The organism is Mesorhizobium sp. KACC 23794 (assembly GCF_052180275.1).
Lineage (GTDB): Bacteria > Pseudomonadota > Alphaproteobacteria > Rhizobiales > Rhizobiaceae > Kumtagia.
In genome coordinates this window covers 5,916,237-5,941,988 of sequence record NZ_CP197465.1, presented here as the reverse complement: position 1 = coordinate 5,941,988, position 25,752 = coordinate 5,916,237, and the positions used below count along the sequence as shown (strand labels likewise).

At 63.6% G+C, this 25,752-nt stretch carries 27 protein-coding genes; 18 read left to right on the top strand and 9 right to left on the bottom strand.

What is annotated here, in order from left to right; translation table 11 throughout:
* Window positions 1-130 precede the first annotated feature (130 nt).
* Complete coding sequence (locus ACSBOB_RS28895; RefSeq protein ID WP_442579463.1) at window positions 131-826, top strand: class I SAM-dependent methyltransferase; 696 nt, start codon at window positions 131-133, stop codon at window positions 824-826.
* A gap of 24 nt (window positions 827-850) precedes the next feature.
* Here the strand turns inward: ACSBOB_RS28895 and ACSBOB_RS28890 are convergent, their stop codons facing one another.
* The 5 genes from ACSBOB_RS28890 to ACSBOB_RS28870 all read right to left on the bottom strand — a co-directional run bounded on the left by ACSBOB_RS28890 (window position 851) and on the right by ACSBOB_RS28870 (window position 5,092).
* A complete protein-coding gene (locus ACSBOB_RS28890; protein WP_442579462.1) occupies window positions 851-1,117 on the bottom strand; it encodes a type II toxin-antitoxin system RelE/ParE family toxin in 267 nt (88 codons plus the stop codon).
* The gene (locus ACSBOB_RS28885; protein WP_442579461.1) at window positions 1,114-1,395 is read right to left on the bottom strand and encodes a type II toxin-antitoxin system ParD family antitoxin; all 282 of its coding nucleotides are present in this window, start codon (window positions 1,393-1,395) and stop codon (window positions 1,114-1,116) included. Before ACSBOB_RS28885 ends, ACSBOB_RS28890 begins: the two co-directional genes overlap by 4 nt.
* Window positions 1,396-1,498: 103 nt before the next feature.
* Window positions 1,499-2,644 (bottom strand): glycosyltransferase family protein, encoded by a 1,146-nt coding sequence (locus tag ACSBOB_RS28880; protein ID WP_442579460.1) that lies wholly within the window; start codon window positions 2,642-2,644, stop codon window positions 1,499-1,501.
* Window positions 2,635-3,867, bottom strand: coding sequence for a glycosyltransferase family 4 protein (locus ACSBOB_RS28875; protein ID WP_442579459.1), 1,233 nt, complete (start codon window positions 3,865-3,867; stop codon window positions 2,635-2,637). The genes ACSBOB_RS28880 and ACSBOB_RS28875 overlap by 10 nt, the downstream gene beginning before the upstream one ends.
* A 13-nt stretch (window positions 3,868-3,880) precedes the next feature.
* On the bottom strand, window positions 3,881-5,092 hold the full coding sequence (locus ACSBOB_RS28870) for a glycosyltransferase family protein (RefSeq protein ID WP_442583870.1): 1,212 nt from the start codon (window positions 5,090-5,092) through the stop codon (window positions 3,881-3,883).
* Between the two features lie 391 nt (window positions 5,093-5,483).
* Here ACSBOB_RS28870 and ACSBOB_RS28865 point away from each other — a divergent pair, with 391 nt between their 5' ends.
* From ACSBOB_RS28865 to ACSBOB_RS28840, 6 genes are all read left to right on the top strand, one after another.
* The gene (locus ACSBOB_RS28865; RefSeq protein WP_442579458.1) at window positions 5,484-6,521 is read left to right on the top strand and encodes a BMP family protein; all 1,038 of its coding nucleotides are present in this window, start codon (window positions 5,484-5,486) and stop codon (window positions 6,519-6,521) included.
* Window positions 6,522-6,724: 203 nt separating this feature from the next.
* The gene (locus ACSBOB_RS28860; protein WP_442583869.1) at window positions 6,725-8,215 is read left to right on the top strand and encodes an ABC transporter ATP-binding protein; all 1,491 of its coding nucleotides are present in this window, start codon (window positions 6,725-6,727) and stop codon (window positions 8,213-8,215) included.
* Window positions 8,216-8,461: 246 nt separating this feature from the next.
* Window positions 8,462-9,511 carry an ABC transporter permease gene (locus ACSBOB_RS28855; protein WP_442579457.1) on the top strand — a complete coding sequence of 350 codons (1,050 nt, stop codon included), beginning with the start codon at window positions 8,462-8,464 and terminating at the stop codon, window positions 9,509-9,511.
* Between the two features lie 2 nt (window positions 9,512-9,513).
* A complete protein-coding gene (locus ACSBOB_RS28850; RefSeq protein WP_442579456.1) occupies window positions 9,514-10,455 on the top strand; it encodes an ABC transporter permease in 942 nt (313 codons plus the stop codon).
* Window positions 10,452-11,735, top strand: coding sequence for an amidohydrolase family protein (locus ACSBOB_RS28845; protein WP_442579455.1), 1,284 nt, complete (start codon window positions 10,452-10,454; stop codon window positions 11,733-11,735). The genes ACSBOB_RS28850 and ACSBOB_RS28845 overlap by 4 nt, the downstream gene beginning before the upstream one ends.
* 80 nt (window positions 11,736-11,815) lie before the next feature.
* Complete coding sequence (locus ACSBOB_RS28840) at window positions 11,816-12,073, top strand: hypothetical protein (protein WP_442579454.1); 258 nt, start codon at window positions 11,816-11,818, stop codon at window positions 12,071-12,073.
* Window positions 12,074-12,119: 46 nt separating this feature from the next.
* Here ACSBOB_RS28840 and ACSBOB_RS28835 read toward each other — a convergent pair whose 3' ends face one another.
* From ACSBOB_RS28835 to ACSBOB_RS28825, 3 genes are all read right to left on the bottom strand, one after another.
* A complete protein-coding gene (locus tag ACSBOB_RS28835) occupies window positions 12,120-12,611 on the bottom strand; it encodes a CAP domain-containing protein (protein ID WP_442579453.1) in 492 nt (163 codons plus the stop codon).
* Between the two features lie 10 nt (window positions 12,612-12,621).
* Window positions 12,622-13,251 carry a CDGSH iron-sulfur domain-containing protein gene (locus tag ACSBOB_RS28830; protein WP_442579452.1) on the bottom strand — a complete coding sequence of 210 codons (630 nt, stop codon included), beginning with the start codon at window positions 13,249-13,251 and terminating at the stop codon, window positions 12,622-12,624.
* Between the two features lie 72 nt (window positions 13,252-13,323).
* Window positions 13,324-14,202, bottom strand: coding sequence for a phosphotransferase (locus tag ACSBOB_RS28825; protein WP_442579451.1), 879 nt, complete (start codon window positions 14,200-14,202; stop codon window positions 13,324-13,326).
* Between the two features lie 172 nt (window positions 14,203-14,374).
* Here ACSBOB_RS28825 and ACSBOB_RS28820 point away from each other — a divergent pair, with 172 nt between their 5' ends.
* Window positions 14,375-15,139, top strand: coding sequence for a DeoR/GlpR family DNA-binding transcription regulator (locus ACSBOB_RS28820; RefSeq protein ID WP_442579450.1), 765 nt, complete (start codon window positions 14,375-14,377; stop codon window positions 15,137-15,139).
* Window positions 15,140-15,186: 47 nt separating this feature from the next.
* On the top strand, window positions 15,187-16,110 hold the full coding sequence (locus ACSBOB_RS28815; protein WP_442579449.1) for a LysR substrate-binding domain-containing protein: 924 nt from the start codon (window positions 15,187-15,189) through the stop codon (window positions 16,108-16,110).
* Here the strand turns inward: ACSBOB_RS28815 and ACSBOB_RS28810 are convergent.
* Window positions 16,052-16,543 carry a helix-turn-helix domain-containing protein gene (locus ACSBOB_RS28810; RefSeq protein ID WP_442579448.1) on the bottom strand — a complete coding sequence of 164 codons (492 nt, stop codon included), beginning with the start codon at window positions 16,541-16,543 and terminating at the stop codon, window positions 16,052-16,054. The genes ACSBOB_RS28815 and ACSBOB_RS28810 overlap by 59 nt on opposite strands.
* 75 nt (window positions 16,544-16,618) lie before the next feature.
* Between ACSBOB_RS28810 and ACSBOB_RS28805 the strand changes: the two genes are divergently transcribed.
* The 9 genes from ACSBOB_RS28805 (at window position 16,619) to ACSBOB_RS28765 (ending at window position 25,516) form a co-directional block, all read left to right on the top strand.
* Entirely contained in the window at window positions 16,619-17,461 is an 843-nt protein-coding gene (locus tag ACSBOB_RS28805; protein WP_442579447.1) for a class I SAM-dependent methyltransferase, read from the top strand.
* Between the two features lie 207 nt (window positions 17,462-17,668).
* Window positions 17,669-18,190, top strand: coding sequence for a Uma2 family endonuclease (locus ACSBOB_RS28800; protein ID WP_442579446.1), 522 nt, complete (start codon window positions 17,669-17,671; stop codon window positions 18,188-18,190).
* A 181-nt stretch (window positions 18,191-18,371) separates the two neighbouring features.
* Window positions 18,372-19,526, top strand: a complete 1,155-nt coding sequence (locus ACSBOB_RS28795; protein ID WP_442579445.1) for an ABC transporter substrate-binding protein — start codon at window positions 18,372-18,374, stop codon at window positions 19,524-19,526.
* 173 nt (window positions 19,527-19,699) lie between these two features.
* On the top strand, window positions 19,700-20,698 hold the full coding sequence (locus ACSBOB_RS28790) for an ABC transporter ATP-binding protein (RefSeq protein WP_442579444.1): 999 nt from the start codon (window positions 19,700-19,702) through the stop codon (window positions 20,696-20,698).
* Between the two features lie 14 nt (window positions 20,699-20,712).
* The gene (locus ACSBOB_RS28785) at window positions 20,713-21,663 is read left to right on the top strand and encodes an ABC transporter permease (protein WP_442583868.1); all 951 of its coding nucleotides are present in this window, start codon (window positions 20,713-20,715) and stop codon (window positions 21,661-21,663) included.
* Window positions 21,653-22,468: an ABC transporter permease gene (locus ACSBOB_RS28780; protein WP_442579443.1), complete on the top strand. Its 816-nt coding sequence runs from the start codon at window positions 21,653-21,655 to the stop codon at window positions 22,466-22,468. The genes ACSBOB_RS28785 and ACSBOB_RS28780 overlap by 11 nt, the downstream gene beginning before the upstream one ends.
* Before the next feature lie 136 nt (window positions 22,469-22,604).
* Window positions 22,605-24,032, top strand: coding sequence for a gamma-aminobutyraldehyde dehydrogenase (locus ACSBOB_RS28775; RefSeq protein ID WP_442579442.1), 1,428 nt, complete (start codon window positions 22,605-22,607; stop codon window positions 24,030-24,032).
* A gap of 63 nt (window positions 24,033-24,095) precedes the next feature.
* Window positions 24,096-24,578 (top strand): ester cyclase, encoded by a 483-nt coding sequence (locus ACSBOB_RS28770; RefSeq protein ID WP_442579441.1) that lies wholly within the window; start codon window positions 24,096-24,098, stop codon window positions 24,576-24,578.
* 110 nt (window positions 24,579-24,688) lie between these two features.
* Entirely contained in the window at window positions 24,689-25,516 is an 828-nt protein-coding gene (locus tag ACSBOB_RS28765) for an SPFH domain-containing protein (protein ID WP_442579440.1), read from the top strand.
* The last annotated feature ends 236 nt before the right edge of the window (window positions 25,517-25,752 follow it).

Genomic DNA, 25,752 nt, shown 5'->3' with positions numbered 1-25,752 from the left:
GTGCGTCAGCGAGCCCCGCGCTCGACCGCCCGAAAAGGCGAACGGTCCGCATCGATGGTGCCGGCCGCGATCAATGGCTTGTGCAGATGCATGAAATTCCGTCTGAAGGTCTTCGATTGCTTCCCCAACGATGCCAGCCTACAACAGCCGCATCATGGACGCTACCCAGCCTTGCTACGCCGATGAAGATTGGCATGAACACGCTTTCGACCTGACGCGAGGCATCGCCGTCTATTGCCGAAGTCCGCTTGTCAAAGGCCTGTCGAGGGTCATCGCCAAGCATCCGGAAGCCGACATCGGCAACGCCTTCAACCATAAGCAGGTCGCCTGCAAAATGTGGGCGCGAGACAGCCTTTTTGAAAGGGTGGGTGGCGTTTTCGGTGAAATATGGATCGTCGGCGGCTGGTACGGCGTGCTTGCAGCCATGCTGCTGGACGACCCGCGCTTCAAGATCGGCCTCATCGAGAACAGCGACATCGATCCCGCGGTCGGAGAGATCGCCGAGACCCTGAACCACGCGCATGAGGAACGATTCCGGGCGGTGACGGCCGACATGTACAGGCTCGACTATGTTGGCCGGCGGCCAGACCTCGTGGTCAACACGAGCTGCGAGCATATCCCAGATATCCGGTCGTGGCTGTCGCTGATGCCGAAGGGCACGCGGGTGCTGTTGCAGTCCAACAATTATTTCGCCGAGCCGACGCATATCGCCTGTGTGGCGTGCCTCGACGCTTTCGGCGAACTGGCGGGTCTGTCGCATATCGACTTCGCCGGCGAACTGCCGATGAAGAAATATACGCGATATATGCTGATCGGGCGGGTTTGACGCCGGCTACAACATATCCTGCCATTACCGAGCGCCGTGAACGACGCGGACAATTTCCACGCCGGCATCGACCAGTTGGTGGAAAATCAAGTAGTTGCCAGCTGGAAAAGTTCGCAAACCCTGTCGAATTTCCGATCGTGCCACACCCATACCGGGCATTTTCCCAAGCGTCTCGCATTTGGCGTGGATTTCATGAACCCAGTGCGTCGCCGCGGACGGGTTGTCTTCTGCGATATAGAGCACTATCGCCTCGATATCGGCTTCAGCTTCCGGCCTGAAGCGAACGGTCATCTTGATTTGCGACCGGCGATCTTGTCGTCAAGCTTGCGCCTCAGTCGAGCAAATACCTCTTCGCCATCTATTGCTGGTCCGCTAGCGATTCCTTCATCCCATAGCCTGCCAATCTTCTCGATTGCACGCTCCCTCTCAAGCCGGCGCTGCTTCCAGTCGCGCAAGGCCTCCCGCATGACTTCGCTAGCCGAAGCATATTCGCCGGATTCGACTGCCTGGCGCATCATGGCTGCCATTTCCGGGGTGACGGCGACGCTGATCTTTTCCACGTTCGACATGAGGCCGCCTTTCTGAAGCGGTGGCCCAAGGCCAGCTCGACTCTGCTGACATCGGTAGGCAAGATTACTACCGGACCTGCCGAACTGTCCAGCACGCTGCTGCCTATAGCAACGTCATCAAAAGTCTTGCCGCTCCGTTGGCGCCGTCAAGGTCCAGTGCTGCGGCCGGCGGCTTTGGCCGCGCCAGCGCCACGGTGATCGCTGCGGCGAGTTGACGACCGGTCAGGCCGTGCTCCAGCAGCGTCGTCGCTAGCCCCAGATTTTCCAGCCGCTCGGCACGCGCCGTCTGTTCGGTTTCGCCGCCGGCGCTGAACGGCACCAGCAGCGACCGGCAGCCGGCCCTCAGCACGTCGCAGACGGTGTTGTAGCCCGCCTGCGACACTGACAGTTCCGCGCCTGCCAGCAGGCTCGGAAAATCCTCGCGGAAGCGGAACAGTTTTAAGCCCGGCGGCGCTTCGGCGGTGGCCGCGTCATATGCAGATTGCGGAAGGTTCGGTCCGGTGATCAGCGCCCAGTCGCGGATATCCGGCAGAAGCCGGGCCGCTTCGATCGCCGCCTTGACCAGATCGGCCCCGGCCGCGCCGCCTCCGGCCGAAATCAGCACTTGAAAGGTTTCGCTCGGCAGGGCGGGTGGCGGTGCCGCGACCAGCCCGGTGTACCCGACCGGCGGGCGGATTTCGGCGGCCAGCGGGAACGTGTCCTCCAGTCGCGAAAATTTCGGGTCGCCATGGACCATCACGAGATCGAAATGTGCATTCAGCAGTTCGACCGTCTCCTCGTTGCGCCCAGGTTTCACCCGCTCCTGAAGCAGGTCTCGAACCGACGTCACCAGTTTTGGGCGAGGGTTCATTCCGGCGACCGCTTCAAGCAGCGGCAGCAGTTCGAACCGCACCTGGCGGCGCCCGAACGGAAAAGCCTCGATGACGACGATGTCCGGCCGCAGCTCATGCAGCGTGTCGATCAGCAATTCGCGCCGGCGCTCTTTGAAGGCGTCATCGACCACATTTCCATCGGCATCGATCAGGCCGGAAAACGCCTCGGAGGCCGAGGTCACCGCCGGCAGTGCGACATGGTCTAGCTGGGAAGGTGGAAAACCGCGCACAGGCAGGCCGCCGGTGACGATCGTGACCGAAAAACCGTCATTTTGCAGAGCCGCGGCAACCCTGCTGGCCCGTGCGAGGTGCCCTATTCCCAGCAGGTGCTGGACATAAAACAGGATTTTGGGCGTGACGCCGTCTTTTATCGCCATTCGCCCTCGAACAATCCGACGAGCTGGTCGATGCTGGTATGGTGGTCGAAATGCGCGCGCACGCGGTGTTCCGCCGCGTTGCCGAGCCTTCTGCGCAGGTCCGGATCGCGGATGGCGCGCTCCAGCGCGTTGGCCAAGGCTTTTGCGTCCTTCGGCGGCACCAGCAGCCCGTTCTCGCCTTCGGTGATCAGTTCGGGTATGCCGGAGATGGTCGTCGAGATGCAGGGCAGGCGCTGGCTGGAGGCTTCTACCAGCACGTTGGGCAACCCGTCGCGGTCGCCGTCGTCGGTGACGCGGCATGCCAGCGCGAACAGATCGGCGCTGCGGTAGTGTTTCAGCACCTCTTCCTGCGCCATCGCGCCCTTCCATTCGATGCGCTGCGAAATCCCCAGTTTGTCGGCCAAGACCTTGAGTTCAGGCAGTTTTTCGCCGCCGCCGATATGTTCGAACCGCCATGAGAGGTCTTTGGGCAGCAGCGCCAGCGCTTCCAGAAGAATGTCGTAACCCTTCTTCCCGACCGCGCGTCCGACGCTGACGATCGTCACCGGCTTTGCCGGATCGGATCCGTCGGCGTCCGACCGCTCGCCGGCGAACGGACCGAAACGGTCCAGGTCGAGGCCATGATAGCTCAGATGCACACGCTCTGGCTCGGCAGCTAGGGATTGCAGATGCTCGAAACCGGAATGTGTGCAGGTGACCACCCAATGGGCGCAGGCCAGCTTCTGCTGCAATTCCCAATCGGGCGAGGTCCAGATATCCTTGGCATGCGCCGAGCAGGTCCATCCTATGCCCGTGATCTTGCTGGCATAGGCTGCCACCGAAGCCGGCGTGTGGATGAAATGCGCGTGCAGCCATTCTGCGCCTTTCGGCCATTCGGCGGCAAGCACCAGCGCCTGGCCGAAACGCCGAAAACGGTTGCGGGTCCGGTCTCGGCCAAGGTCGGAGACGAACCGTCCGAGCATGCCCCAAAAGCCTGGCCGGAACAGTACGAGCAGAAAACCCCTCGCCACACGCAGCGGTTCTTCGTGAAGATATTCGGGGAGATAGACGACCGGTGCCTTGATCTCGTCATGCACCGGGTGGCGCTTCCTGTCGGTCGGGCGGCGCATGGAAACCAGCACGAGGTCGAGCCCGGCGCGTTCCAGCCCGCGCAGTTCCTGCGCGATGAAGGTTTCGGACAGCCGGGGATAGCCCTTGAGCAGGACGACGGTTTTTCGACGCATGGAGGGTCTGACGTCAGCCCTCGACCACGGACAGGTGCGACGGCGGCTGTTCGCCCAGCCAGTTCTGCACGATGCCGGAGATGTTGGCCAAGCCTTCGAGCCGGAGATCGGGACGTGATTTCGACGGCGGAGGACGCTTGGGCAGCGCCTTGAGCGCAGTGGCGAAACGACTGGCGTCCGCGGCCTCCTCGGGCATCAGCATGTCGATCAGGCCGAGTTCGGAGGCGCGCTGGGCGCGGATCAATTGTTCCTCGCGCGGCTCGGTGCGTGGCACGATCAGCGCCGGCTTGTCGAAGGACAGGATCTCGCAATAGGTATTGTAGCCGCCCATCGCGACGACGCCCTTGGCGCCGGCAATCAGCTCTTCCATGCGGTTATCGAATTCTCGTATCTCAATGTATGGGATTGTCGCGCCCTTGGCGATCAGCCTCTGCCGCTTCTTCACAGGCATATAGGGTCCGAGCATGATCAACGCCTTGTGGGTCAGGGTCGGATCCTGCTGATAGGCGTGGATGACGTCGTGGATGAGTTCCGCGCCGTCGCCGCCGCCGCCAGTGGTGACGAGAATATAGTCGCCCTCCGGCCGGTGGCCGGGTGCCTCGGCCTCATGTGACAGGCTGCGCTGCAGGAAACCGACGAAGTCCATCTTGGAGCGCACGGCGGGCGGCACGTCGAGGCCGGTCAGCGGATCGTAGAAATCCGGAGGGCCGTAGACCCAGATCGTGTCGTAGAACAGGCTGATCTTGCGCATCGTGTCACGCCGGGTCCACTCGGCGTCGAGCAGGTGCGGCGCGTCGAGCACCTCGCGCAGGCCAAGCACCAGCGTGGTACCCCTCGTCTTCAGATAGGCCAGCGTGTCCTCGACCTCGCCGCGCAGGCCCATCGGCTCCTTGTCGACGATGAAGATGTCCGGCTGGAACGTCTCGGCGGTGGAGCGGATGATCGAACGCCGCATCTCCAGCGTTTCCTGCAGGTCGATATGGCGTTCCAGCGAGGTGTATTCGCCATTGCGCAGTTTGATGACGCTGGGAATCTTCACGAAATCGACACGCGCCCGGTAGTCGAAGGCGCCGGCAATCTGCGCGCCGGAGATGATCAGCACGTTGAGGCCACGGAAATCCTCGACCAGCGAATGGGCGATCGTCCGGCACCGTCTGAGATGGCCGAGCCCGAACGTATCATGGCTGTACATGAGGATACGCGCATGTTCGAAGCGCCGCATCATGCCGTTCACCTTGGTCTTGCCTTGCGGCGTTCCGCTCCCAAACGCTTAGTTACCCTATACGGCGGCGGCGTGCCGGTCCATGCCTTCTTGAATCGAAAGCGAACCGGTGGGGCATCCGCAGGCGTCCGTTCCGAAGCAGTTTGGAGCGGACATGTCCCTTATGTCCAGCCGTTTTGTTGCAGTGCAATAAGTGAGCCGCGACAGGATGCGGAGCAACGGCCTGCGTCAATGTGCGCGTCTCCTGGAACTTGGATCTCCGCGCCGGAAAATCGGGTGGGGAAAGCCGGAAATGCCCGGATTGCCGGCATGTCGAAATTCGCATAACCTTTACCAAACGATAAAAACGGGATCAGTTTTTTCAACCTGAAGCCTGCCAACCAGAGGTGGTCGAATGCCTAGTCGAATTTCGCCCCGGACGCTGTCCGGGCTCTCCCGTCGTACCATGTTGAAGGCCGCCGGAGCCGGCGTGGCCTTGACCGCCGTTTCCGGCCTGCCGACCCGGCTTTTCGCCCAGGAGAAATTGAAGGTCGCGGCGATCTACACCGTGCCCTTCGAGCAGCAATGGGTGAGCCGGCTGCACAAGGCGGCGAACGCCGCCAAGGATCGCGGCGACATCGAATACGCTGCCACCGAGAATGTGACCAACACCGATTACGAGCGCGTCATGCGCGAGTATGCCGAGGCCGGCAACAAGCTGATCCTCGGCGAGGTGTTCGGCGTGGAGGACGCCGCCCGCATCGTCGCCAAGGACTATCCGGACGTCGCCTTCCTGATGGGATCGAGCTTCAAGCCGGAAGCAGCACTTCCCAATTTCTCGACCTTCGACAATTACATCCAGGACGCCTCCTACCTGTCCGGCATCGTCGCCGGCGCGATGAGCAAGGCGAAGAACATCGGCATGGTCGGCGGCTACCCGATCCCGGAAGTTAACCGGCTCATGCACGCCTTCATGGCAGGTGTTAAGGAAGTCGCACCCGACACGAAATTCCAGGTTGCCTTCATCGGCTCCTGGTTCGACCCGCCGAAAGCCAAGGAAACCGCTTTCGCCCAGATCGACGGCGGCGCGGACCTGCTCTACGCCGAGCGTTTCGGCGTGTCCGATGCCGCCAAGGAACGCAAGGTTCTGGCCATCGGCAACGTCATTGATACGCAGGCCGACTATCCGGAGACGGTCGTTGCCTCGGCGCTTTGGCATTTCGAACCGACGCTCGACAAGGCGATCGCGGCGGTCAAGGCCGGCAGCTTCAAGGCGGAGGACTACGGCGTCTATTCCTTCATGAAGGAAGGCGGTTGCTCGCTGGCCCCGCTCGGCACGTTCGAAGCCAAGGTTCCGGAAGAGGCGAAAAAACTGGTCGCCGAGAAGGAAAAGGCGATCAAGGACGGCTCGTTCACGGTTGCCATCAACGACGAGGAGCCGAAGTCGAGCTAGCGCCTATCCCTCCCCCTCGAGGGGAGGGTGGCGGCGAAGCCGCCGGGTCGGGTCCGTGCGGCCGCGCTCGGCGACCTTTGTGGCGTGGACATTTCAGAAAAGGACGCCGGGCACTGCCGCAGCAACCCCTCCCGACGGCTTCGCCGCCACCCTCCCCTCAAGGGGGAGGGGAAGGCCGCGATGTTGTCCTCCACCTCCAAAACATCACCAAGCGGTTCGGCGCGCTGACCGCCAACGATTCCATCTCCTTCGACCTAGCCAAGGGTGAAATCGTCGCGCTGCTTGGCGAGAACGGTGCCGGCAAGACGACCCTCATGAACATCCTGTTCGGCCACTATGTCGCCGACGAGGGTACTGTCGAGGCCTTCGGCAAGCGGCTGCCGCCCGGCGATCCTGGGGCTGCACTGAAGGCCGGCATCGGCATGGTGCACCAGCATTTTACGCTGGCCGAGAACCTGACGGTGCTGGAAAACATTGCGCTTGGCACGCAGTCCATGTGGCGGCCGCGCTTCGACCGCACGGAGGCGCGGTTGCGCATTGGCCGGCTGGCGGGCGATTTCGGCCTCGCGGTCGACCCCGGCGCGCTGGTGTCGGCGCTCTCGGTCGGCGAACGGCAGCGCGTCGAGATTTTGAAAGCGCTCTATCGCGAGGCGCGGGTGCTGATCCTCGACGAGCCGACCGCCGTGCTGACGCCAGCCGAGACGGAAGCCCTGTTCAAGACGCTGAAATTGCTGGTCGCGCAGGGGCTGTCGATCATCTTCATCTCGCACAAGCTCAACGAGGTGATGGCGGTGAGCGACCGCGTGCTTGTGCTGCGCGGCGGCAAGCTAGCCGGCGAGCGCCGCACATCGGAGACCACGCGCTCCGATCTGGCGGCGCTGATGGTGGGACAGGAGCCGTCGCTGCCGCCGATCGTCGATGTGCCGTTCGGCGGGCGCGTCCTTGTGCTGGAAGAGGTGTCGACCGCCGGCAAAAGTTCCGGCGCGCCGCTGGACCGGGCTTCGCTGACCCTGAAGGACGGCGAGATACTCGGCCTTGCCGGCGTTTCCGGCAACGGCCAGGCGGCACTCGCCGCGCTGCTGTCGGGCAGCGAACCGCCGACCGCGGGCACCATCACGTTGGCCGGCGAACAGCGCGCGCCATGGTCGACGCTGGAGGCGCTCGACCTCGGCATCGGCCGCATTCCCGAGGACCGCCACGCCGTCGGCACCATCGGCGACATGACGGTCGCCGAAAACCTCATCCTTGAAAGCTACCGCTCGCCGCGCTTCTGCAGCCGCGGCTTCCTCGACTGGAACGCTGCAAGAGCCTTCGCGGAAGAAATCATCGCCGAGTACGACGTGAAATGCCCGTCGCCGGACGCGCGCATTCGTCTCTTGTCCGGCGGCAACATGCAAAAGCTCATTCTGGGTCGCGCGCTCGATCCCGACCCGCGCATCATTGTCGCCAACCAGCCGACTCGCGGCCTCGACGTCGGCGCGGTGGCTTACGTGCACGGAAGGCTGATCGAGGCGCGCGACCGTGGAGCGGCCGTGTTGCTGATCTCGGAGGATCTGGAGGAGATCATGGCGCTGTCGGACCGCATCGCGGTGATCTCGAAGGGTCGCATTTCTTCCGTCACCAAGCGCGGCCAGCGTTCGATGCAGCAGCTTGGCGAGTTGATGGCCGGGCATGGGCTGGAGGCGGTGGCGTGATTGGCTTGGCGAATAAACGTTGGGAGGTGGCGCCCTACGTTGCCCCCCTCTGTCCTGCCGGACATCTCCCCCGCTTGGGGGGAGATTGGCTGTCATCTCCGCTTTCGCCAATCGTCGACGTTGCAGGAAGAGCGGCAGCGGTGACGCTGGCAATCTCCCCCCTTGCGGGGGAGATGTCCGGCAGGACAGAGGGGGGCACTGTCCCGCCAGCATCTCCATACTCTTGCTTGTCTCAAGAGACTATCCATGCGCCTTGAGCCCAAGCCCGCGCCGTCGATTGCCGCGACGCTGCTCTATCCGGTCGGCGCGATCCTCGTCACGCTGGGTTTTGCGGCGCTGCTGGTGCTGGCGGCCGGAGCTGATCCGCTGTCTGTCTTCACGCTCGTGGCGCGGGGAGCCGCCGGTTCGCAATTCGCGCTGCTGGAGACCTTGACCCGCGCTACCCCGCTGATCTTCATCGGGCTGGCGGTCGCTGTCGCCTTCAGGGCAAAGCTGTGGAACATCGGCGCCGAGGCACAACTGTATATCGGCGGGGCCGTTACCGTGGTGCTCGGCACCGGCCTGCTGCCTTGGCCGTCCTATGTGCTGCTTCCGGTCATCGCGGTGGCAGCTATGCTGGCAGGCGCGCTGCTGCTGCTGGGCCCGGCGCTGCTGAAGACAAAACTCGGCGTCGACGAGGTGGTCACCACACTGCTGCTCAATTTCATTGTCCTGCTGTTCGTCTCGATGCTGCTGGAAGGCGTTCTGAAAGACCCGACCGGCCTCGGCTGGCCGCAATCGCGAAAGGTGATCGAGGCTGCGCAACTGCCGCGCATCATCCAGGGCAAGCGCCTGCACTACGGTTTCGTGCTCGCGATCGTGTCGGCGGTCGTGATCTGGATCATCATGAAGAAGACCGCGCTGGGTTATGAAATGCGCGCGGTTGGCCACAATCCCGACGCGGCGCGTTTTGCCGGCATTCCGGTCAACCGGGTGTTGATGAAGACGGCGCTGCTGTCCGGCGGGTTGGCCGCGCTCGCAGGGTTCTCGGAAGTCGCCGGGCTGAAGGGCAACCTGACGCTCGACCTGTCGCCGGGCTACGGCTATTCCGGCATCGTGGTGGCCATGCTTGCCATGCTCAATCCGCTCGGCGTGGTCGCCGCCGCGATCTTCGTCGCCGGCATCTTTGTCGGTGCCGACGCCATGAGCCGTTCCGCCGGCGTGCCGAGCTATATCGCCGACGTCATGGTCGCCACCGCGTTGCTGACCATGGTGGTCGCGATCCTGCTGTCGCGGTTCCGGGTGCGGTGGAGGTGACGATGCAAGCCCTCGACATCCTGCTCACAGCCTCGTTCTGGGTCGCCGCGATCCGCATCGCCTCGCCGCTGATCTTCGCTACCATGGGCGAGTTGATCTGCGAGCGCGCCGGCGTGCTCAACCTCGGCATCGAAGGCATCATGACGGTCGGCGCCTTCGCCGGCTGGTTCACCGTCTACTCCGGCGGGGACCTGTGGACCGGGGTTGCCGTGGCGGCGGTGTCCGGCGCGCTGTTCGGGCTGCTGCACGGCCTGCTCACCGTGCCGCTCGGCCTGTCGCAGCATGTGGTCGGCATCGGCATCACGCTGCTCGCCACCAGCCTCACCTATTTCACCTACCGCCTGGTGCTTCCCGAAGTCACCTCGCCGCCGAAGATCGAACCTTTTTCGCCGCTGCCGATTCCCGGCCTGTCGCAGATACCGATCCTCGGCGAGGCGCTGTTCTCGCAGACGCCGCTGACCTATCTGGCCTTCGCCAGCGTTGCCGTCGTCGCCTGGGTGTTTTATCGCACACCGCTGGGGCTCGCCATGCGCGCCGCCGGCGAGAACCCCTCGGCGGTCGAGGCGCAAGGCATTTCCGTCAGTGGCATCCGCATCGGCGCGGTCATGGCCGGAAGCGCGCTGATGGCGGTCGGAGGCGCCTTCCTGACCATGTCGGCCTTCAACTCGTTCTTCTTCGAGATGATCAACGGCCGTGGCTGGATCTGCATCGCGCTGGTGGTGTTCGGTTCATGGCGGCCGGGCAAGGCGCTGCTCGGCGCCATCCTGTTCGCCGCCTTCGATGCCTACCAGGTGCGGCTTCAGCAGATCACCGGCGGCGTCGTGCCCTACCAGATATTCTTGATGATGCCCTATGTGCTGTCCATCCTGGCGCTTGTGCTCGTCGCGCGCCGGGCGACCTATCCGAGGGCGCTGATGATCCCGTACCAGAAGGGCGAGAGATGACATTTGACCTGATCGTCAAGGATGGCACGCTTGCCGATGGCCGCGTCGCCGATATCGGCATTTCGGGCGAAACGATCACCGCCATCGAGCCGCTCATCGAGGCGGACGCGGGGCGCGTCATCAATGCCACGGGGAACCTCGTCTCGCAGCCCTTCGTCGATCCGCATTTCCACATGGATGCGACGCTGTCCTATGGCATCCCGCGCATCAATGCATCGGGCACGCTGCTGGAAGGCATCGCGCTGTGGGGCGAACTGAAGCCGCTGCTCACCCACGAGTCGGTGACGGAACGCGCGCTCGCCTATTGCGACTGGGCGGTCTCGATGGGCCTGCTCGCCATCCGTACCCATGTCGACACCTGTGACGACCGGCTGCTCGCCGTCGAGGCGCTGCTCGACGTGAAGAAGACCGTTGCGCCTTATATCGACCTGCAGCTTGTCGCCTTCCCGCAGGACGGATTTTACCGCGACCCGACCGCCCGCGAAAACACGTTGCGCGCGCTGGACATGGGCGTCGACGTGGTCGGCGGCATCCCGCATTTCGAGCGCACCATGGAGGACGGCCGCCGTTCGGTTACCGAGCTTTGCGAGATCGCCGAGAAGCGCGGGCTGATGGTCGATGTCCATTGCGACGAGACCGACGATCCGATGTCGCGCCATATCGAGCAGCTTGCCTATGAGACGCAGCGGCTGGGCCTGCAGGGCAGGGTGGCCGGCTCGCACCTCACCTCTATGCACTCCATGGACAATTATTACGTCTCAAAACTGCTGCCGCTGATCGCCGAAGCGAGCGTCTCGGCAATCCCCAACCCGCTGATCAACATCGTCATCCAGGGCCGACACGACACCTATCCGAAGCGGCGCGGCCTGACCCGCGTGCCGGAGATGCTGAAGCATGGCATCCGCGTTGGCTGGGGCCAGGATTGCGTGCTCGACCCGTGGTATCCGCTGGGCACCGCCGACATGCTGGACGTCGCCTTCATGGGCCTGCATGTCGCGCAACTGACCAGCCCCGCCGACATGGCGCATTGCTTCGACATGGTGACGAAGGTCAACGCCGAAATCCTCGGCCTCGACCATCTCGGCCTGGAGGTGGGAAAACGCGCCAGCCTCGTCGTGCTCGACGCCGGCAACCGTGTCGAAGCGCTGCGCCTGCGCGCCGAGCGGCTTTGCGTGATTTCGCGCGGCAAGGTTGTCGCCGAGCGCGAGAAGCGGGCGACGAAACTGATGCTTGCCGGAAGACCCGGAACGGTTGAGCGGCGGCATACGCCGCCGGCCTGACGGCAGAGCGGCTTCGGTCCCTCTTCCTCGGCCGAATAAAGTATACTATTCAATTCAGGATTCGAATGAGGAGAGCAGCCATGTGGCGCAAGGCCCTGATTGTGGCGGGCATCGCCGCCCTGTGCTCAGGCTGTATGACGGCGGAACAGCAGCGTGCCGCCGACGAAGATAAATGCCGCGGCTATGGGTTTCGGGCGCGTACTGACGCCTTTGCCGAGTGCCTGCAACGCATCGATCTCGCCCGCAGCGCCGCGCGGCGCTACGATTCGGATTTCGACCGCTGGGATGGTCCGATCGTCGTCTACCGGCCGATGCTCGTGCCGGTACAGGCCGATTGATTACCCAGAATTGAAGTTCGTTCTTGGCGGCTTTCCGGTGAACTCGTCAGCTCGCCAGCACCAGCGCCCAGTAGCGGCGCTTCGGATTGGCGGCATCGCGAACATAGGCCAGCCCGAACCGCGAAAAAGCCGGGTCGAGCATGTTGCGGCGGTGGCCGGCGGAATTCATCCAGCGCGAAAACACTTCCGGTGGGTCCATGTCGCCATAAGCGATATTCTCGGCTGCCGCGCCGCGGACCCCATCGGCGCGCATGCGCGAGACGAAATCCTTGCCCCAGCCGGTGGTGTGCGCCATGCGCCCGCTGCGGGCCATGTAGCCAGCCTGGTGCAGTGCTGCCTGTTCCAGTGTCTGGTCGACGACCAGCGGCGGCAGGCCGTTCGACGAACGGATTTGCGCGAGCACGCTTTGACCGGCCACCGAGGCACCGGCGCCCTCGCCGACCTCCTGCACGGTGCTGCGGCAGCCCGCTGCCGCAAGACCGAGCATGGCGACGCTTCCGGATAGGAACCAGCGGCGATGGACGGAAATACTCTTCATGCGGCGGGCGTTATCCGACGAATCCTGCCGCTTTATGGCTGCCGTCGCAGAACGGCTTGTTCTGCGAATGCCCGCAGCGGCAGAGGAAGGCGCGGGTGACGCGGTCGATCGTGTGGCCGGTGCCGGAGACGATCTCCAGATTGCCGTCGAGGCGTAGCGGTCCGTTCGGCTGTGGCGCGACTTTCACCGGCCCGTTGCGCGCCGCAAGCGGCTGCGAGTCCTTGATGGCCGGTTCGCCGGTGGCCGTGAAGCCGGCCTTGGTGTGGCTGCCGTCGCAGAACGGCTTTCTGGCGGATGCACCGCATCGGCAGAGGGTCGCCCGCAGCACCGTCTCGCCATCGATCACCATCTCGGCGTTGATCGCCAGCGGCCCGTTTTCACGGATGCGGACAAGATTGACCACCGGCGGCGCCTCGGCCGGCCCGCCATCCTTGCGGCGATAGGTGATGGCGCCCGAGGGACAGTTTTCCGCGACCCGTACGATCGCCTCCGCGGACGCTGCTTCGGGATGAATCCATTCGCCCGGAGCGTTCGGCACGAAAACTTCCGGGTGCCCGAGCACGCAATTGCGGGAATGAATGCATTTCTTGCCGTCGAAACCGACGTCGATCGTCTCGCCTTCCACGAAATGCGTGGCCATGGGTGCGCTCCTCAGCTTGGTAAGAGGCAGGCTATCACAGCGCGCCGGATGGTTAAGCGCAATTCGGCGCGACTATCCGAACGTCGAACGATAGCGCTCCAGCGTGGCATCCAGCTTTTCGAGATTCTCGGCCGTGTAGGCGCCGTAGTCGACGCCGGGGGCCTGCATGTGGAGTTCGGAGACGAGGCCCCACATCACCTCGCGCAGCAGCGAGGCGCATTGCATGGCGGCGTGGGCGCGGCGAAGCGCTGCGTCCGGCTCGGCGCCGAAATAGAGCGAGAGCAGGGCGTCGGCCTCGGTCTCGGTCATGCCGGCATTGGACGCTGTGCCCGCCAGGTCGAACATCGCCGTGTTGAAACCGGCATATTCGAAGTCGATCAGCCAGAGCTTTTCGCCGTCATCGAGGAAGTTGGCTGGCAACAGGTCATTGTGGCCGAAGACGATCGGCAGCGGTTTTTGCGCGGCCTCAAGCTCGTCGGCGAGAGCCAGGAAACGCGGCAGTTCGCTCTTCATCCGGCTGCCGCCGGCTTCCAGCGTGCGGGCATAGTCGCGCAGCACGTGAAAAACCCAGAACATGAAACCGGCGCCCGAAACGTGGCGCGGCATCTCCTCGTGGAAACGCCGCACCAGCGCGGCGATGCGCGGTGCATTGGCGCGCACGTCGCCGCCATCAAAAGTCTTAGCGCCGAGGAATTCCGTGACCATGATGCCCGGCTCGGCATACCGCACCTCGGGACCGAAGCCGGCCGAGTGGGCAGCGCGCGCCGCCATGATCTCGCGCTCGCGAAAAACATGGTGGAAAGGGAAGTCGCGGCCGATGCGCACCACGTGCCTGCCGCCGGATTCGGTGATAAGGAAACTCTCGTTGCTGAGGCCACCTTTCAGGGGCTCGATCGTTATCCGGCTCTTCCACAGCGGCAATGCGCGGATGCGGTCTTCGATGGCGCTCATGCCGGTCCTTTTCTGGCTGCGTGGCGCGAGTTTCTTTCGCTGTTTCAGTTGAGTCAATCAACTGCGTGGTTATTTCTGTGTTTTTGCCTGAAAACGTGCCGAATTTATTGTCATAAGGCGGTTGTTCGCCTAAGAACCGGTCAGGGGAAAAATTCGCGACGGCGAGACCAGCATGAACCATTCAAAGCGCCACGGTGAAATCCTCCGCCTCGTGCAGGAAGCCGGCACCATCACCATCGCCGATCTGGCCGCCAAGCTCAACGTCTCGCTGGAGACCGTGCGCCGCGATGTGAAGCCGCTCACCGGCGACGGCTCGGTGCTGAAGATGCATGGGGCGATCGGCCTGCCGGCGCTGGCGGGCGAGGCGCCGTTCGAGCGCCGCATGCGCGAGAACGCCGAAGCCAAGCGGGCCATCGCCAGGGCGGTTGCAACCACCATCGGCGATGGCGATTCGGTGATGCTGGACACCGGCACCACGACCAGCTTCCTCGCCCGCGAGCTGCTCAGCCACCGGCGCCTGACCGTCATCACCAATTCGTCCGACATCGCCCGCACGCTGGCCACCGTCAACGGCAACAAGGTCTATATGGCCGGCGGCGAGCTGCGCAGCGATTCCGGCGCGGCCTTCGGCGGCTCGGCGGTGGATTTCGTCAGCCGCTTCAGCGTCAACCATGCGGTGATCAGCACCGGTGCCGTCGACGCGGTCATGGGCGTGATGGATTACGACCTGGAGGAGGCCGAGTTCGCGCGCATGGTGTTGACGCGCGGCGCGCGCCGCGTCGTCGTCACCGACCACACCAAGTTTGGCCGGCAGGGGCTGGTGCAGGTCTGCGGCTTCGACGGTTTTGGTGAAATCGTCACCGACCGGCTTCCGCCGCGCGACGTGGGGCACGCGATCGACAAGGCCGGCGCGAAGCTGACCATCGCAAGCCCGTAGGAGCCTCCCGACTTTCCAAGTCGGGCGGGCCGGTGTCTATTCGGCGGATGGCGTTCACTCTCAGGCAGTTGCAGTTCTTCGTGGCGGTGGCCGAGCAAGGCTCGGTATCGCGTGCCGCCCAAAACCTTTCGATTTCGCAGTCCTCAGTCACCGAAGCGGTGAAGGAACTCGAGGGCGACCTCGGCGTCGAACTGTTCGACCGCCACCCGCGTGGCCTCACCATTACCCACAAGGGCCATCAGTTCCTCCGCCACGCGACAAAAATCCTCGCCGACGTTTCCGACGCGCGCCGCACCTTTTCCGGACATCAGGAGCGGGGCGGCGGAAGGCTGCAACTCGGTGTCACATCCCTGGTCGCTGGGTACGTGCTGTCCGACCTGCTGGCGCGTTATCGCCGTGGTTTTCCGGGCGTCGAGATCGGCGCGATCGAGGACAATGGTGACTATCTGGAGCATCTGCTGGTCGGCGGCGAACTCGACGTCGCGGTGATGGTCATCTCCAATCTGCGCGACCGCATGGCGTTGCAGGCGGAAATCCTCGAAGTGTCGCCCTATCGCCTGTGGCTGCCGCTCGGGCACCCATTGTCCAGCGCCGACATCATCGGCATCAACGATATTGTCACCGAACCGCTGATCATGTTGACCGTCGACGAGATCGAGGAGAACACTGGCAAGCTTCTGGCGGCCCTCGGCGCCCGGCCACACGTTGCCTTCCGCACGCGCTCGGTCGAGGCGGTGCGTAGCCTCGTCGCGACCGGAGCCGGTATCGCGCTGCTGCCCGATCTCGTCTACCGGCCGTGGTCGCTGGAAGGTGACCGCATCGAGTCGCGCGACATTTCCGGCTCGCTGCCGGTCGTGCAGGTCGGCATGGTGTGGCGGCGCGGGTCGGGCCTCACCCAGGCCGCCCGCGACTTCATCGGCGTCGCGCAGGGGCAGCGGATGATGCGGCGGCTGGGAGGGCAGGCGCGGTAACCTGCTCTGCCTTGAATGCCTGCTTCGGAGGCGGTTCGAAGGCGCCGGCGCCGGCCAGCCGCACCATGCGGCGGAATGTCGGACATTCCATCAGGCTCGGCGCCGGACATGCCGCTGCATGGCGCAGCCCCTCGCGCATCGCTGTCAGCCGCTGGATCGTGTGGTCGAGTTCTTCGGCTTTCGCCGTCAGCCGTGCGCGGTCGAAGCTTGGCCTGCCGTCTGCCGCCAGCATGTCCCTGATCTCGTCCAGCGAGAATCCGGAGGCGCGCGCCAGGGAGATCAGAGCTAGACGCTCGAAGATGCCGGGGTCGAACAGCCGCTTGAGGCCGCGCCTGCCGACCGATGCGACGAGCCCCTTTTCCTCGTAGAAACGAAGCGTGGACGCCGGCACGCCGGACTGGCGCGCGACCTCGACGATATCCGGATCTTTCACTCTTGACCTCAAGCGCGCTTGAACTCGTAGACTGCATCGAGCCGTCAAGACAATCAACCTCAAAGGACAGAGCTGATGTCGGATATTTCGCCCAATCGTGATCAGACAGAACTCTGGAACAAAGGCAGCGGCGAAGCCTGGGTCGAGATGCAGGCGCTGCTTGACCGTATTCTGGAGCCGTTTGGGCGGCTCGTGGTCGACGCCGGTTGTCCCCGTGAGGGCAGTCATGTCCTCGACATCGGCTGCGGCTGCGGCGCCACCACCCTGGCGATGGCGCGCCGCGTCGGCGGGAGCGGCCATTGCGCGGGGCTCGACATTTCGCATCCGCTGATTACGGTTGCGAGGAAGCGCGCCGCCGCGGAAGGTGTCGCGAATGTGAGCTTCATCGAAGGCGATGCGCAGGTCTACGCGCTCGAACCGGGACAGTACGACGCCGTGATCTCGCGCTTCGGCGTCATGTTCTTCAACGATCCGGCAACCGCGTTCGCCAACATTCGCCGTTCCGCGCGGAACGGCGCGAAGCTCGCGTTCGTCGCCTGGCGCAGTCCGGCCGAAAACGAGTTCATGACGACGGCGGTTCGTGCAGCCGCACCGTTCCTGCCGCCGATGCCCAAGCCAGATCCGGAAGCGCCAGGCCAGTTCGCCTTTGCCGACAAATCCCGGGTAACGTCGATTCTGGAGGAGAGTGGCTGGTCGGCGGTCGAGCTTGAGCGGACGGACGTGGCATGCCAAATGAGCGAGGACGACCTGATGATCTATGTCACCCGGCTCGGGCCGGTCGGCAACGCTTTGCGGGAGGCCGACGAGCCTGCGAAGGAAAAGGTGACCGCGGCGTTGGGCCTAGCGTTTGCTCCCTTCATCAATGCAGGCTTCGCACGGTTCACCGCCGCTTGTTGGCTGGCAACGGCGCGGGCTTAACGCCCCTTACTGATCGAGCATAGCAGAACATCCGGTATCGCTTCGGCAATGGGAATGCCGTGAACTTTGGAAGCTGTTAGCATTCGCATGCCTGTTTGCTCCTCCGCCGGTCGATGGTATCCTTACGTCATGAACCAGCAATTCCGATCTCCTGGGCTTTCTCCCACCACGCAGGCTGCGGAAGGACTGATGCGGCGGCGCTGGACCGTGGCCGAGATCGAGGCAATGGTGCAGACGGGTATCATAGACGAGCACGAGCGCTTCGAACTGATCGGGGGGGAGATCGTTCCGATGAATGCCAAGGGCGCACATCACGAGCGTCTAAAGAACATGCTCATCTATCATTTCGTGAGGACCGCGCCGGATGCGTTCCGCGTTGCATCCGAGACCACCTTTCGTCTGGACGAGGACAGCTTCGTCGAACCCGACTTCATCTTCTTCCGCAAAGCCGACGGCTTGGCCAATCTCAACCCCCGTACCGCGCTGCTCGCCGTCGAAGTTGCGGATTCAAGTCTGAAGTGGGATCTCGGTCGCAAGGCGAGGATTTACGCCAATTTCGGCGTCCCGGAATTGTGGGTCGTCGAGGCGGTGTCGCGTGTTGCGCATGTCCACAGGCGCCCGGCGCTGGAAGGTTATGACGAGATTGTCAAGCTCTCGGAAGACCAGACACTGGTTTCTCAGGCAGTGCCTGGGCTCGCCGTGACGCTCTCCGAACTCGAAGAAATTTAGGCAACTCAAGAAACGGCCCAGGCCGGCTTAGATCGCTGCGGTGTCTCGCCAGACTTATCGGTAAAACCGATACCGGCTTTCTGCTAAATGAATTTGCGAAAGCGCGCCATTCACGTCACTTTGCATACATGGGGCTGAAGTCGCCGCTCATGAGCGACGCCCGTTTATGGGAGACGTGACAATGAAGCGAATTCTCAAGTCCTGTACGGCTTTGGCGCTGGCGCTCTCCGCAAGCGGCCAGGCGGTCGCGCAAGTCAAGGAAATTGGTGCCGGCGAGGGTCAAGTCAACATCATCGCCTGGGCCGGCTACATCGAGCGCGGCGAGACCGACAAGAACTACGACTGGGTCACGGATTTCGAGAAGGCGACCTCCTGCAAGGTCAACGTGAAGACCGCCGCCACCTCCGACGAGATGGTCGCGCTGATGAACGAGGGCGGATACGACCTCGTGACCGCTTCGGGCGATGCCTCGCTGCGCCTCATCGCCGGCAAGCGCGTCCAGCCGGTCAACATCGACCTGATCAAAAGCTGGTCGACGGTCGACGACCGCCTGAAGGATGCGCCCTGGTTCACCGTCGACGGCGCGCATTACGGCGTTCCCTACCAGTGGGGGCCGAACGTGCTGATGTACAACACGACGGTGTTCAAGGAAGCGCCGAAGAGCTGGAACGTCGTCTTCGAGGAAATGAACCTGCCCGACGGCAAGTCCAACAAGGGCCGTGTGCAAGCCTATGACGGGCCGATCCACGTCGCCGACGCCGCCAACTACCTGATATCAGCCAAGCCCGACCTCGGCATCAAGGATCCCTACGAGCTCAACGAGGACCAGTACAAGGCGGCCCTCGACCTGTTGCGGACCCAGCGCACGCTGGTCGGCCGCTACTGGCACGACGCCATGATCCAGATCGACGACTTCAAGACGGAAGGCGTCGTGGCGTCCGGTTCGTGGCCGTTCCAGGTCAATCTGCTCGCGGCCGAGAAGCAGCCTGTCGCTTCGACAATTCCGCAGGAGGGCGCAACCGGCTGGGCGGACACGACGATGATGGCCACCGACGCGGCCAACCCCAATTGCGCCTATATGTGGATGGAGCATTCGCTGTCGCCGAAGGTGCAGGGCGACCTCGCCGCCTGGTTCGGCTCGAACCCGGCGGTCCCCGCCGCCTGCAAGGGCAATGCGCTGCTGACAGACGAAGGCTGCAAGACCAATGGCTTCGAGGATTTCCAGAAGATAAAATTCTGGAAGACGCCGGTGAGCAAATGCGCCACGCAGAACGACCAGTGCGTGCCCTATTACCGCTGGGTGTCGGATTACATCGGCGTGATTGGGGGACGGTGAGCGGTGCTTACCCTCCCCTTGAGGGGGAGGGTCGGACCGTAGGTCCGGGGTGGGGTGAACAGCGCCGTCACCCCCACCCCCGCCTTCGGCGCGACCTCCCCCCTCAAGGGGGAGGTAGGCCGTCGCGATGCCAGTGATTGGTGCTCAGTTCCGCGCGCGCTCAGATCGTTGCAATGACCCCAGCCGTCTCCTTCAAAAAAGTCTCCCGCCATTTCGGCAGCGTGCGCGCCGTCGATGCGGTCGACCTCGATATCGTGGCGGGCGAGTTCTTCGCCATGCTCGGCCCGTCGGGTTCGGGCAAGACCACTTGCCTAAGGCTGATCGCCGGCTTCGAGCAGCCGACCGGCGGGGCCATCGAGATTTTCGGTGAACGCGCCGACGGTGTTCCGCCCTACCGGCGCAACGTCAACACCGTCTTCCAGGACTACGCGCTGTTTCCACATCTCAACGTGCTCGACAACGTCGCCTACGGCCTGATGGTCAAGGGCATCGGCAAGCCGGAGCGCCAAAAGGCGGCGGAGGAGGCACTCGCCCTCGTCCGCTTGCCCGGCTACGGCGCGCGAAAACCCGGCCAGCTTTCCGGCGGCCAGCGCCAGCGTGTGGCGCTTGCCCGTGCGCTTGTCAACCGGCCGAAAGTGCTGTTGCTCGATGAGCCGCTCGGCGCGCTTGACTTGAAGCTGCGCGAGAACATGCAGGAGGAGTTGAAGACCCTGCAGAAGGCGTTGGGCATCACCTTCGTCTTCGTCACCCACGACCAGGGCGAAGCGCTGTCGATGGCAGATCGCGTCGCCGTCTTCAACGACGGCAGGATCATGCAGATCGGCTCGCCGCAGGAGATCTACCAGAAGCCGCGCTCGCGTTTCGTCGCCGATTTCGTCGGCTCGTCGAATGTGCTGCCGCCGGATTTCGTCCAGCGCTGGTCGGGGCAGAACCGCTGGGGCAGTCTCAGGCCGGAGTCGATCCGCATCGCGCGCCAAGCGGCCGGCGAGGGTGTTCCTGCCCGCGTCGTCGCCATGAACTATCTCGGCAGCGCGACACGGCTGGCGCTCGATGTCGAAGGTTTTCGCCTGCACGCCATAGTGCCAGCAGGTTCGTCCTTGCCGGAGACCGGCGACGCGGTGATGCTCACCTTCAACCGCGAGCACCTGCATGTGATGGACGAGCCGGCATGAGCGTCGGGACGGTCATGCCTGTTGTACCGGCGCCGACCATCCTGCCGCGCAAGGGTGGCTGGGCCGGCGCGCTGTCCGACACTCTGTGGCGCAATCCGGGGCTGCTTCTGCTCATCATGCTGGCGCCGCCGCTTCTGTGGCTCGGCATCGTCTATCTCGGCTCGCTGTTCGCGCTGCTGATCCAGAGTTTCTTCTCGATCGACGAATTCTCCGGGATGATCAACCGGAAATTCACGCTGAAGACCTATGGCGACCTGCTGCAGGCGACCAACATCGACATCATCGTCCGTACGGTGACGATGGCAGCCCTGGTGACGCTGGCTTCCGCTGCCATCGCCTTTCCCATCGCCTACTTCGCCGCCCGTTACGCGCGCGGCAAATGGAAGGCGCTGTTCTATCTCGGCGTCATGCTGCCGCTGTGGTCGAGCTATCTGGTCAAGGTCTATGCGTGGAAGCTGATCCTCGCCAAGGAAGGCATTCTGGGCTGGCTGTTCGCCAAGCTGCATCTGACCTCAGTGCTCGACGCGTGGCTGTCGCTGCCTATTGTCGGCGGCAATTCCTTGTCGGTCAGTTGGACCGGCACTTTCATCGTCTTCGTCTATGTCTGGCTGCCCTTTATGATCCTGCCGGTGCAGGCGGCATTGGAGCGCGTGCCGGTCAACCTCACCGAAGCCTCGTCCGACCTCGGGGCATCGCCCGGACAGACCTTTCGCAACGTGATCTTCCCGCTGGCGCTGCCGGGCATCGTCGCCGGCTCGATCTTCACCTTCTCGCTGACGCTTGGCGACTACATCATCCCGCAGATCGTCGGTACGTCGCGGCTGTTCATCGGCCAGGCCGTCTACGCCCACCAGGGAACCGCCGGCAACATCCCGCTCGCCGCCGCCTTCACCGTGGTGCCGGTGGTCATCATGGGATTTTATCTGTGGGGCGCCAAGCGCATGGGGGCGTTCGATGCGCTCTGACCGAGGCAACACCGCCCCCCTTGCGCTGAAGATCGCTGCGGCAGCAGGACTGCTGTTCCTGCACCTGCCGATCCTGCTGATCTTCGTCTACGCTTTCACGACGGAGGAGAAGAGCTACCAGTGGCCGCCGCCGGGGCTGACCACGCAGTGGTTCGCCGCCGCCTGGAACCGGCCGGATGTCTGGGAGGCGCTGGCGCTCTCGGTCAAGGTCGCGTCGATCTCGACGCTGATCGCCCTGACCCTCGGTACGCTGTGCGCCGCCGCCGTCAGCAGGACGAAATTCTTCGGTCGCGAGGCGATCTCGCTGCTGGTCATCCTGCCGATCGCGCTGCCCGGCATCATCACCGGCATATCGCTGCGCTCCGCCTTCAGCCTGATGGAGATACCCTTCTCCACCTGGACCATCGTGCTCGGCCACGCCACCTTCTGCGTGGTCGTCGTCTACAACAACGCGGTGGCGCGCTTCCGCCGCACATCGGGATCGATGATCGAGGCGTCGATGGACCTCGGCGCGGATGGTTTCCAGACGTTCCGCTACGTGGTGCTGCCCAACATCGGCACGGCGCTGCTGGCGGGCGGCATGCTCGCCTTCGCGCTCAGCTTCGATGAGGTGATCGTTACCACGTTTACCGCCGGCCAGCAGCAGACACTGCCGATCTGGATGCTGGAGGAACTGGTGCGCCCGCGCCAGCGGCCAGTGACCAACGTCGTCGCCATGGTCGTGGTGCTGGTCACCGCGCTGCCGATCCTTCTTGCCTATTACCTGACGAAGGACGGGGATCAGATCGCTGGGGCGGGAAAATGAAAAAGAGAGCGAATAGCGAATAGGGAGTAGCGAATAGGGAAAATGCTGCGGTGGGAAACGGGCGCTTCACAGATGATCAGCCCGCTATTCGCAACTCCCTATTCGCTATTCGCCCAGCACAAAGGGAGACACATCCATGCTGACCGACATGCTGATCGGGGCGCGTTTCGAAAAAGGCACCGAGACCGAGGAGCCGATCTTCAATCCACGGACTGGGGAAACGGTGCTCAATCTGCCTGAAGCGAACCAGGCGCAGATCGACGCGGCGGTCGCCGCCGCCGAAAAAGCCTTTGCGACATGGTCGCGGACGACGCCGGGGCAGCGTTCCGGCTACCTGCTCAAGATCGCCGAGCGTATCGAGGCCGAGGCCGAGGAATTCGCCAGGCTGGAGGCGCTTAACTGCGGCAAGCCGATCAACGCGGTGCTCAACGACGAGATCCCGGCGATCGTCGACTGCTACCGTTTCTTCGCCGGCGCGGTGCGCACCATGCCGGGGGTCGTGGCGGGCGAATATCTGCCCGGCTTCACCTCCATGGTCCGCCGCGACGCCATCGGCATCGTCGCCTCCATCGCCCCGTGGAACTATCCTCTGATGATGATGGCCTGGAAGCTGGCACCGGCGATCGGCGGCGGCAACACGGTGGTGTTCAAGCCGTCCGAGCAGACGCCGTTGACGGCGCTGAAACTCGCCAAGATCCTCGCTAATGTCCTGCCGGAGGGCGTGGTCAATGTCGTGCTCGGGCGCGGCGAGAGCGTCGGCAACGCGCTGATCAACCATCCGAAAATCAACATGATCTCGATCACCGGCGACGTGGCCACCGGCAAGAAGGTGCTGCAGGCGGCCGCCAAGTCGGTCAAGCGCACGCATCTGGAGCTTGGCGGCAAGGCGCCGGTCATCGTCTTCGACGACGCCGACATCGATGCCGTCGTCGCTGGCTTGCGCGCCTTCGGCTACTACAATGCCGGGCAGGACTGCACCGCCGCCTGCCGCATCTATGCCGGCAAGAAGGTCTACGAAAAGCTCGTCGCCGATCTGTCCTCGGCCGTCTCGACCATCCGCTACGACAAGCCCGATGACACCGAGAACGAGATCGGGCCGCTGATCTCGAAACGCCAGCGCGATCGCGTCGCCTCCTTCGTCGAGCGGGCCTCCGAGTTGAAGCACATCGACATCACCACCGGCGGCAAGCCGGGAGAGGGCGGCGGATATTATTATCAGCCGACCGTGGTTGCCGGCGCGCTGCAGGAAGACGAGATCGTGCGGCGCGAGGTGTTCGGCCCGGTCGTCTCGGTCACACGCTTCTCCGATGTCGACGAGGCGGTTAACTGGGCGAACGACAGCGACTACGGCCTCGCTTCCTCGGTGTGGACGAAGGACGTGTCGCGCGCCATGGCAACCGCGGCGCGCCTGCAATATGGCTGCACCTGGATCAACACGCATTTCATGCTGACCAACGAGATGCCGCATGGCGGCGTAAAGCAGTCCGGCTACGGCAAGGACATGTCGCTCTACGCGCTGGAGGATTATACCGCCGTCCGCCATGTGATGGTCGCGCACGGTTAGTGCTTGGCCTCTCCGTGTTGGGGAGGCCTGATTGCCGGAGTATCAACAGGAGGAGATACGCACATGCATCGCCGCCATTTCATGACAGCCGCCGCAATGGCTTCGGCATTTCTTGTCACTGCGCCAGTCTTCGCCGACGACAGCCCAAAGGCTGTCGTGGAAGCCTATGTCTCAGGCTGGAACGCGCATGACTCCGCCAAGGCCGCAGGCTATTTCGCTGACGACGTCGTCTATTACGACGCCTCCGTCGGCAAGCCGGCGCAGGGCATGGCCGAGGCCAAGGGCGTCATCGACGGTTTTCTCGCCGCCGCGCCCGACGCCGCCTGGACGATCAAGGGCGCGCCCGTCGCCGAGGGCGACCGGGTGTCGTTCGAGTGGGAGTTCTCCGGAACCAACACAGGCGACTGGTCCGATGGCACCAAGGCGACCGGCAAGAAATTCTCCTTCACCGGCGCCTCGATGTTCACGGTCAAGGGCGGCAAGATCGTCAGCCAGAGCGACTACTACGACGCGTTGGGCTTTTACAAGCAACTCGGCCTGATGTAGTTTTCGCCTCCGGGCTGAGCTTTCGCCAATGGCAGGTCGCCCATGGGCTTCCTGTTGGCGGCATAGTATGGTCCTTCCAGGCCGTCCGGGGCGGCTCCATGGAGGGCTGCATGCAGACTGTCAACGATCACCAAGCATGGAGCGTCGGCGGTTTCCCGCTGCTTTTCCTGTGGCTTGCATTGATGGGGGCGGCCGCACTTCTGCTGTGGCCCTTGATCATTCCGATCGCCATCATCGGTGTGCTGTTTGCCAGCGGCTTTACCATCATTCAGCCGAACGAGGCGCGCGTCGTCACCTTCTTTGGGCGCTACATGGGAACGCTGCGCAAGAACGGTTTTCTCTACACGATCCCGTTCAGCTCCAAGACGCGCGTGCCGCTGAAGCTGATCAACTTCGTCACCGACCAGTTGAAGGTCAATGACCGCAACGGCAATCCGATCGAGATCGGCGCCGTCGTCGTCTGGCGGGTGACCGACGCAGCCCAGGCCACCTTCAATGTCGACGACTACAAGACCTTCGTCGCCAACCAGAGCGACATCGCCATCCGGGCTCTGGCCGCCCATTATCCCTATGATTCCGAGACGGAGAGTTCGCTGCGCGGCAATATCGACGACGTCGCCGCACAATTGCAGGCTACGCTGCAGGTCAAACTTGCCATCGCCGGCATTCATGTCGAGGAGACGCGGCTCAGCCATCTCGCCTATGCCTCTGAGATCGCAGGGGCCATGCTCAAGCGCCAGCAGGCGGTGGCGATCTTCCAGGCGCGCCGCTACATGGTCGAGAATGCGCTGGCCATCATCGACGAGGTGATGCTGCACTTCGACAAGCAGGAAGGCGTCGCCATTTCCAACGACAAGAAGGCGGACCTGATCAACAGCCTGCTGGTCGTCATGACCTCGGAAAAAGAGTCCAATCCGGTCATCAATGTCGGCCGCTGACCTGCTGGCGTAGCACGCTCCCGACGGCTTAAGCTCTTGTGAGGACATGTGGCGGCAACGCTCGCGCGCGTCGCCGCTCTGTTTTCGACGGCATGGCATGCCGGCCATCATTTCCCATGCTGGCCTCGCGCAGCCAATGTAACGGCTGTGTAACGTCTGGAGACGAATGGATACATTCGCCTCCTCGCCGGCGGCATGAGCCGGACGGCATTCCCTCCTATTCCTTCGATCGCCGG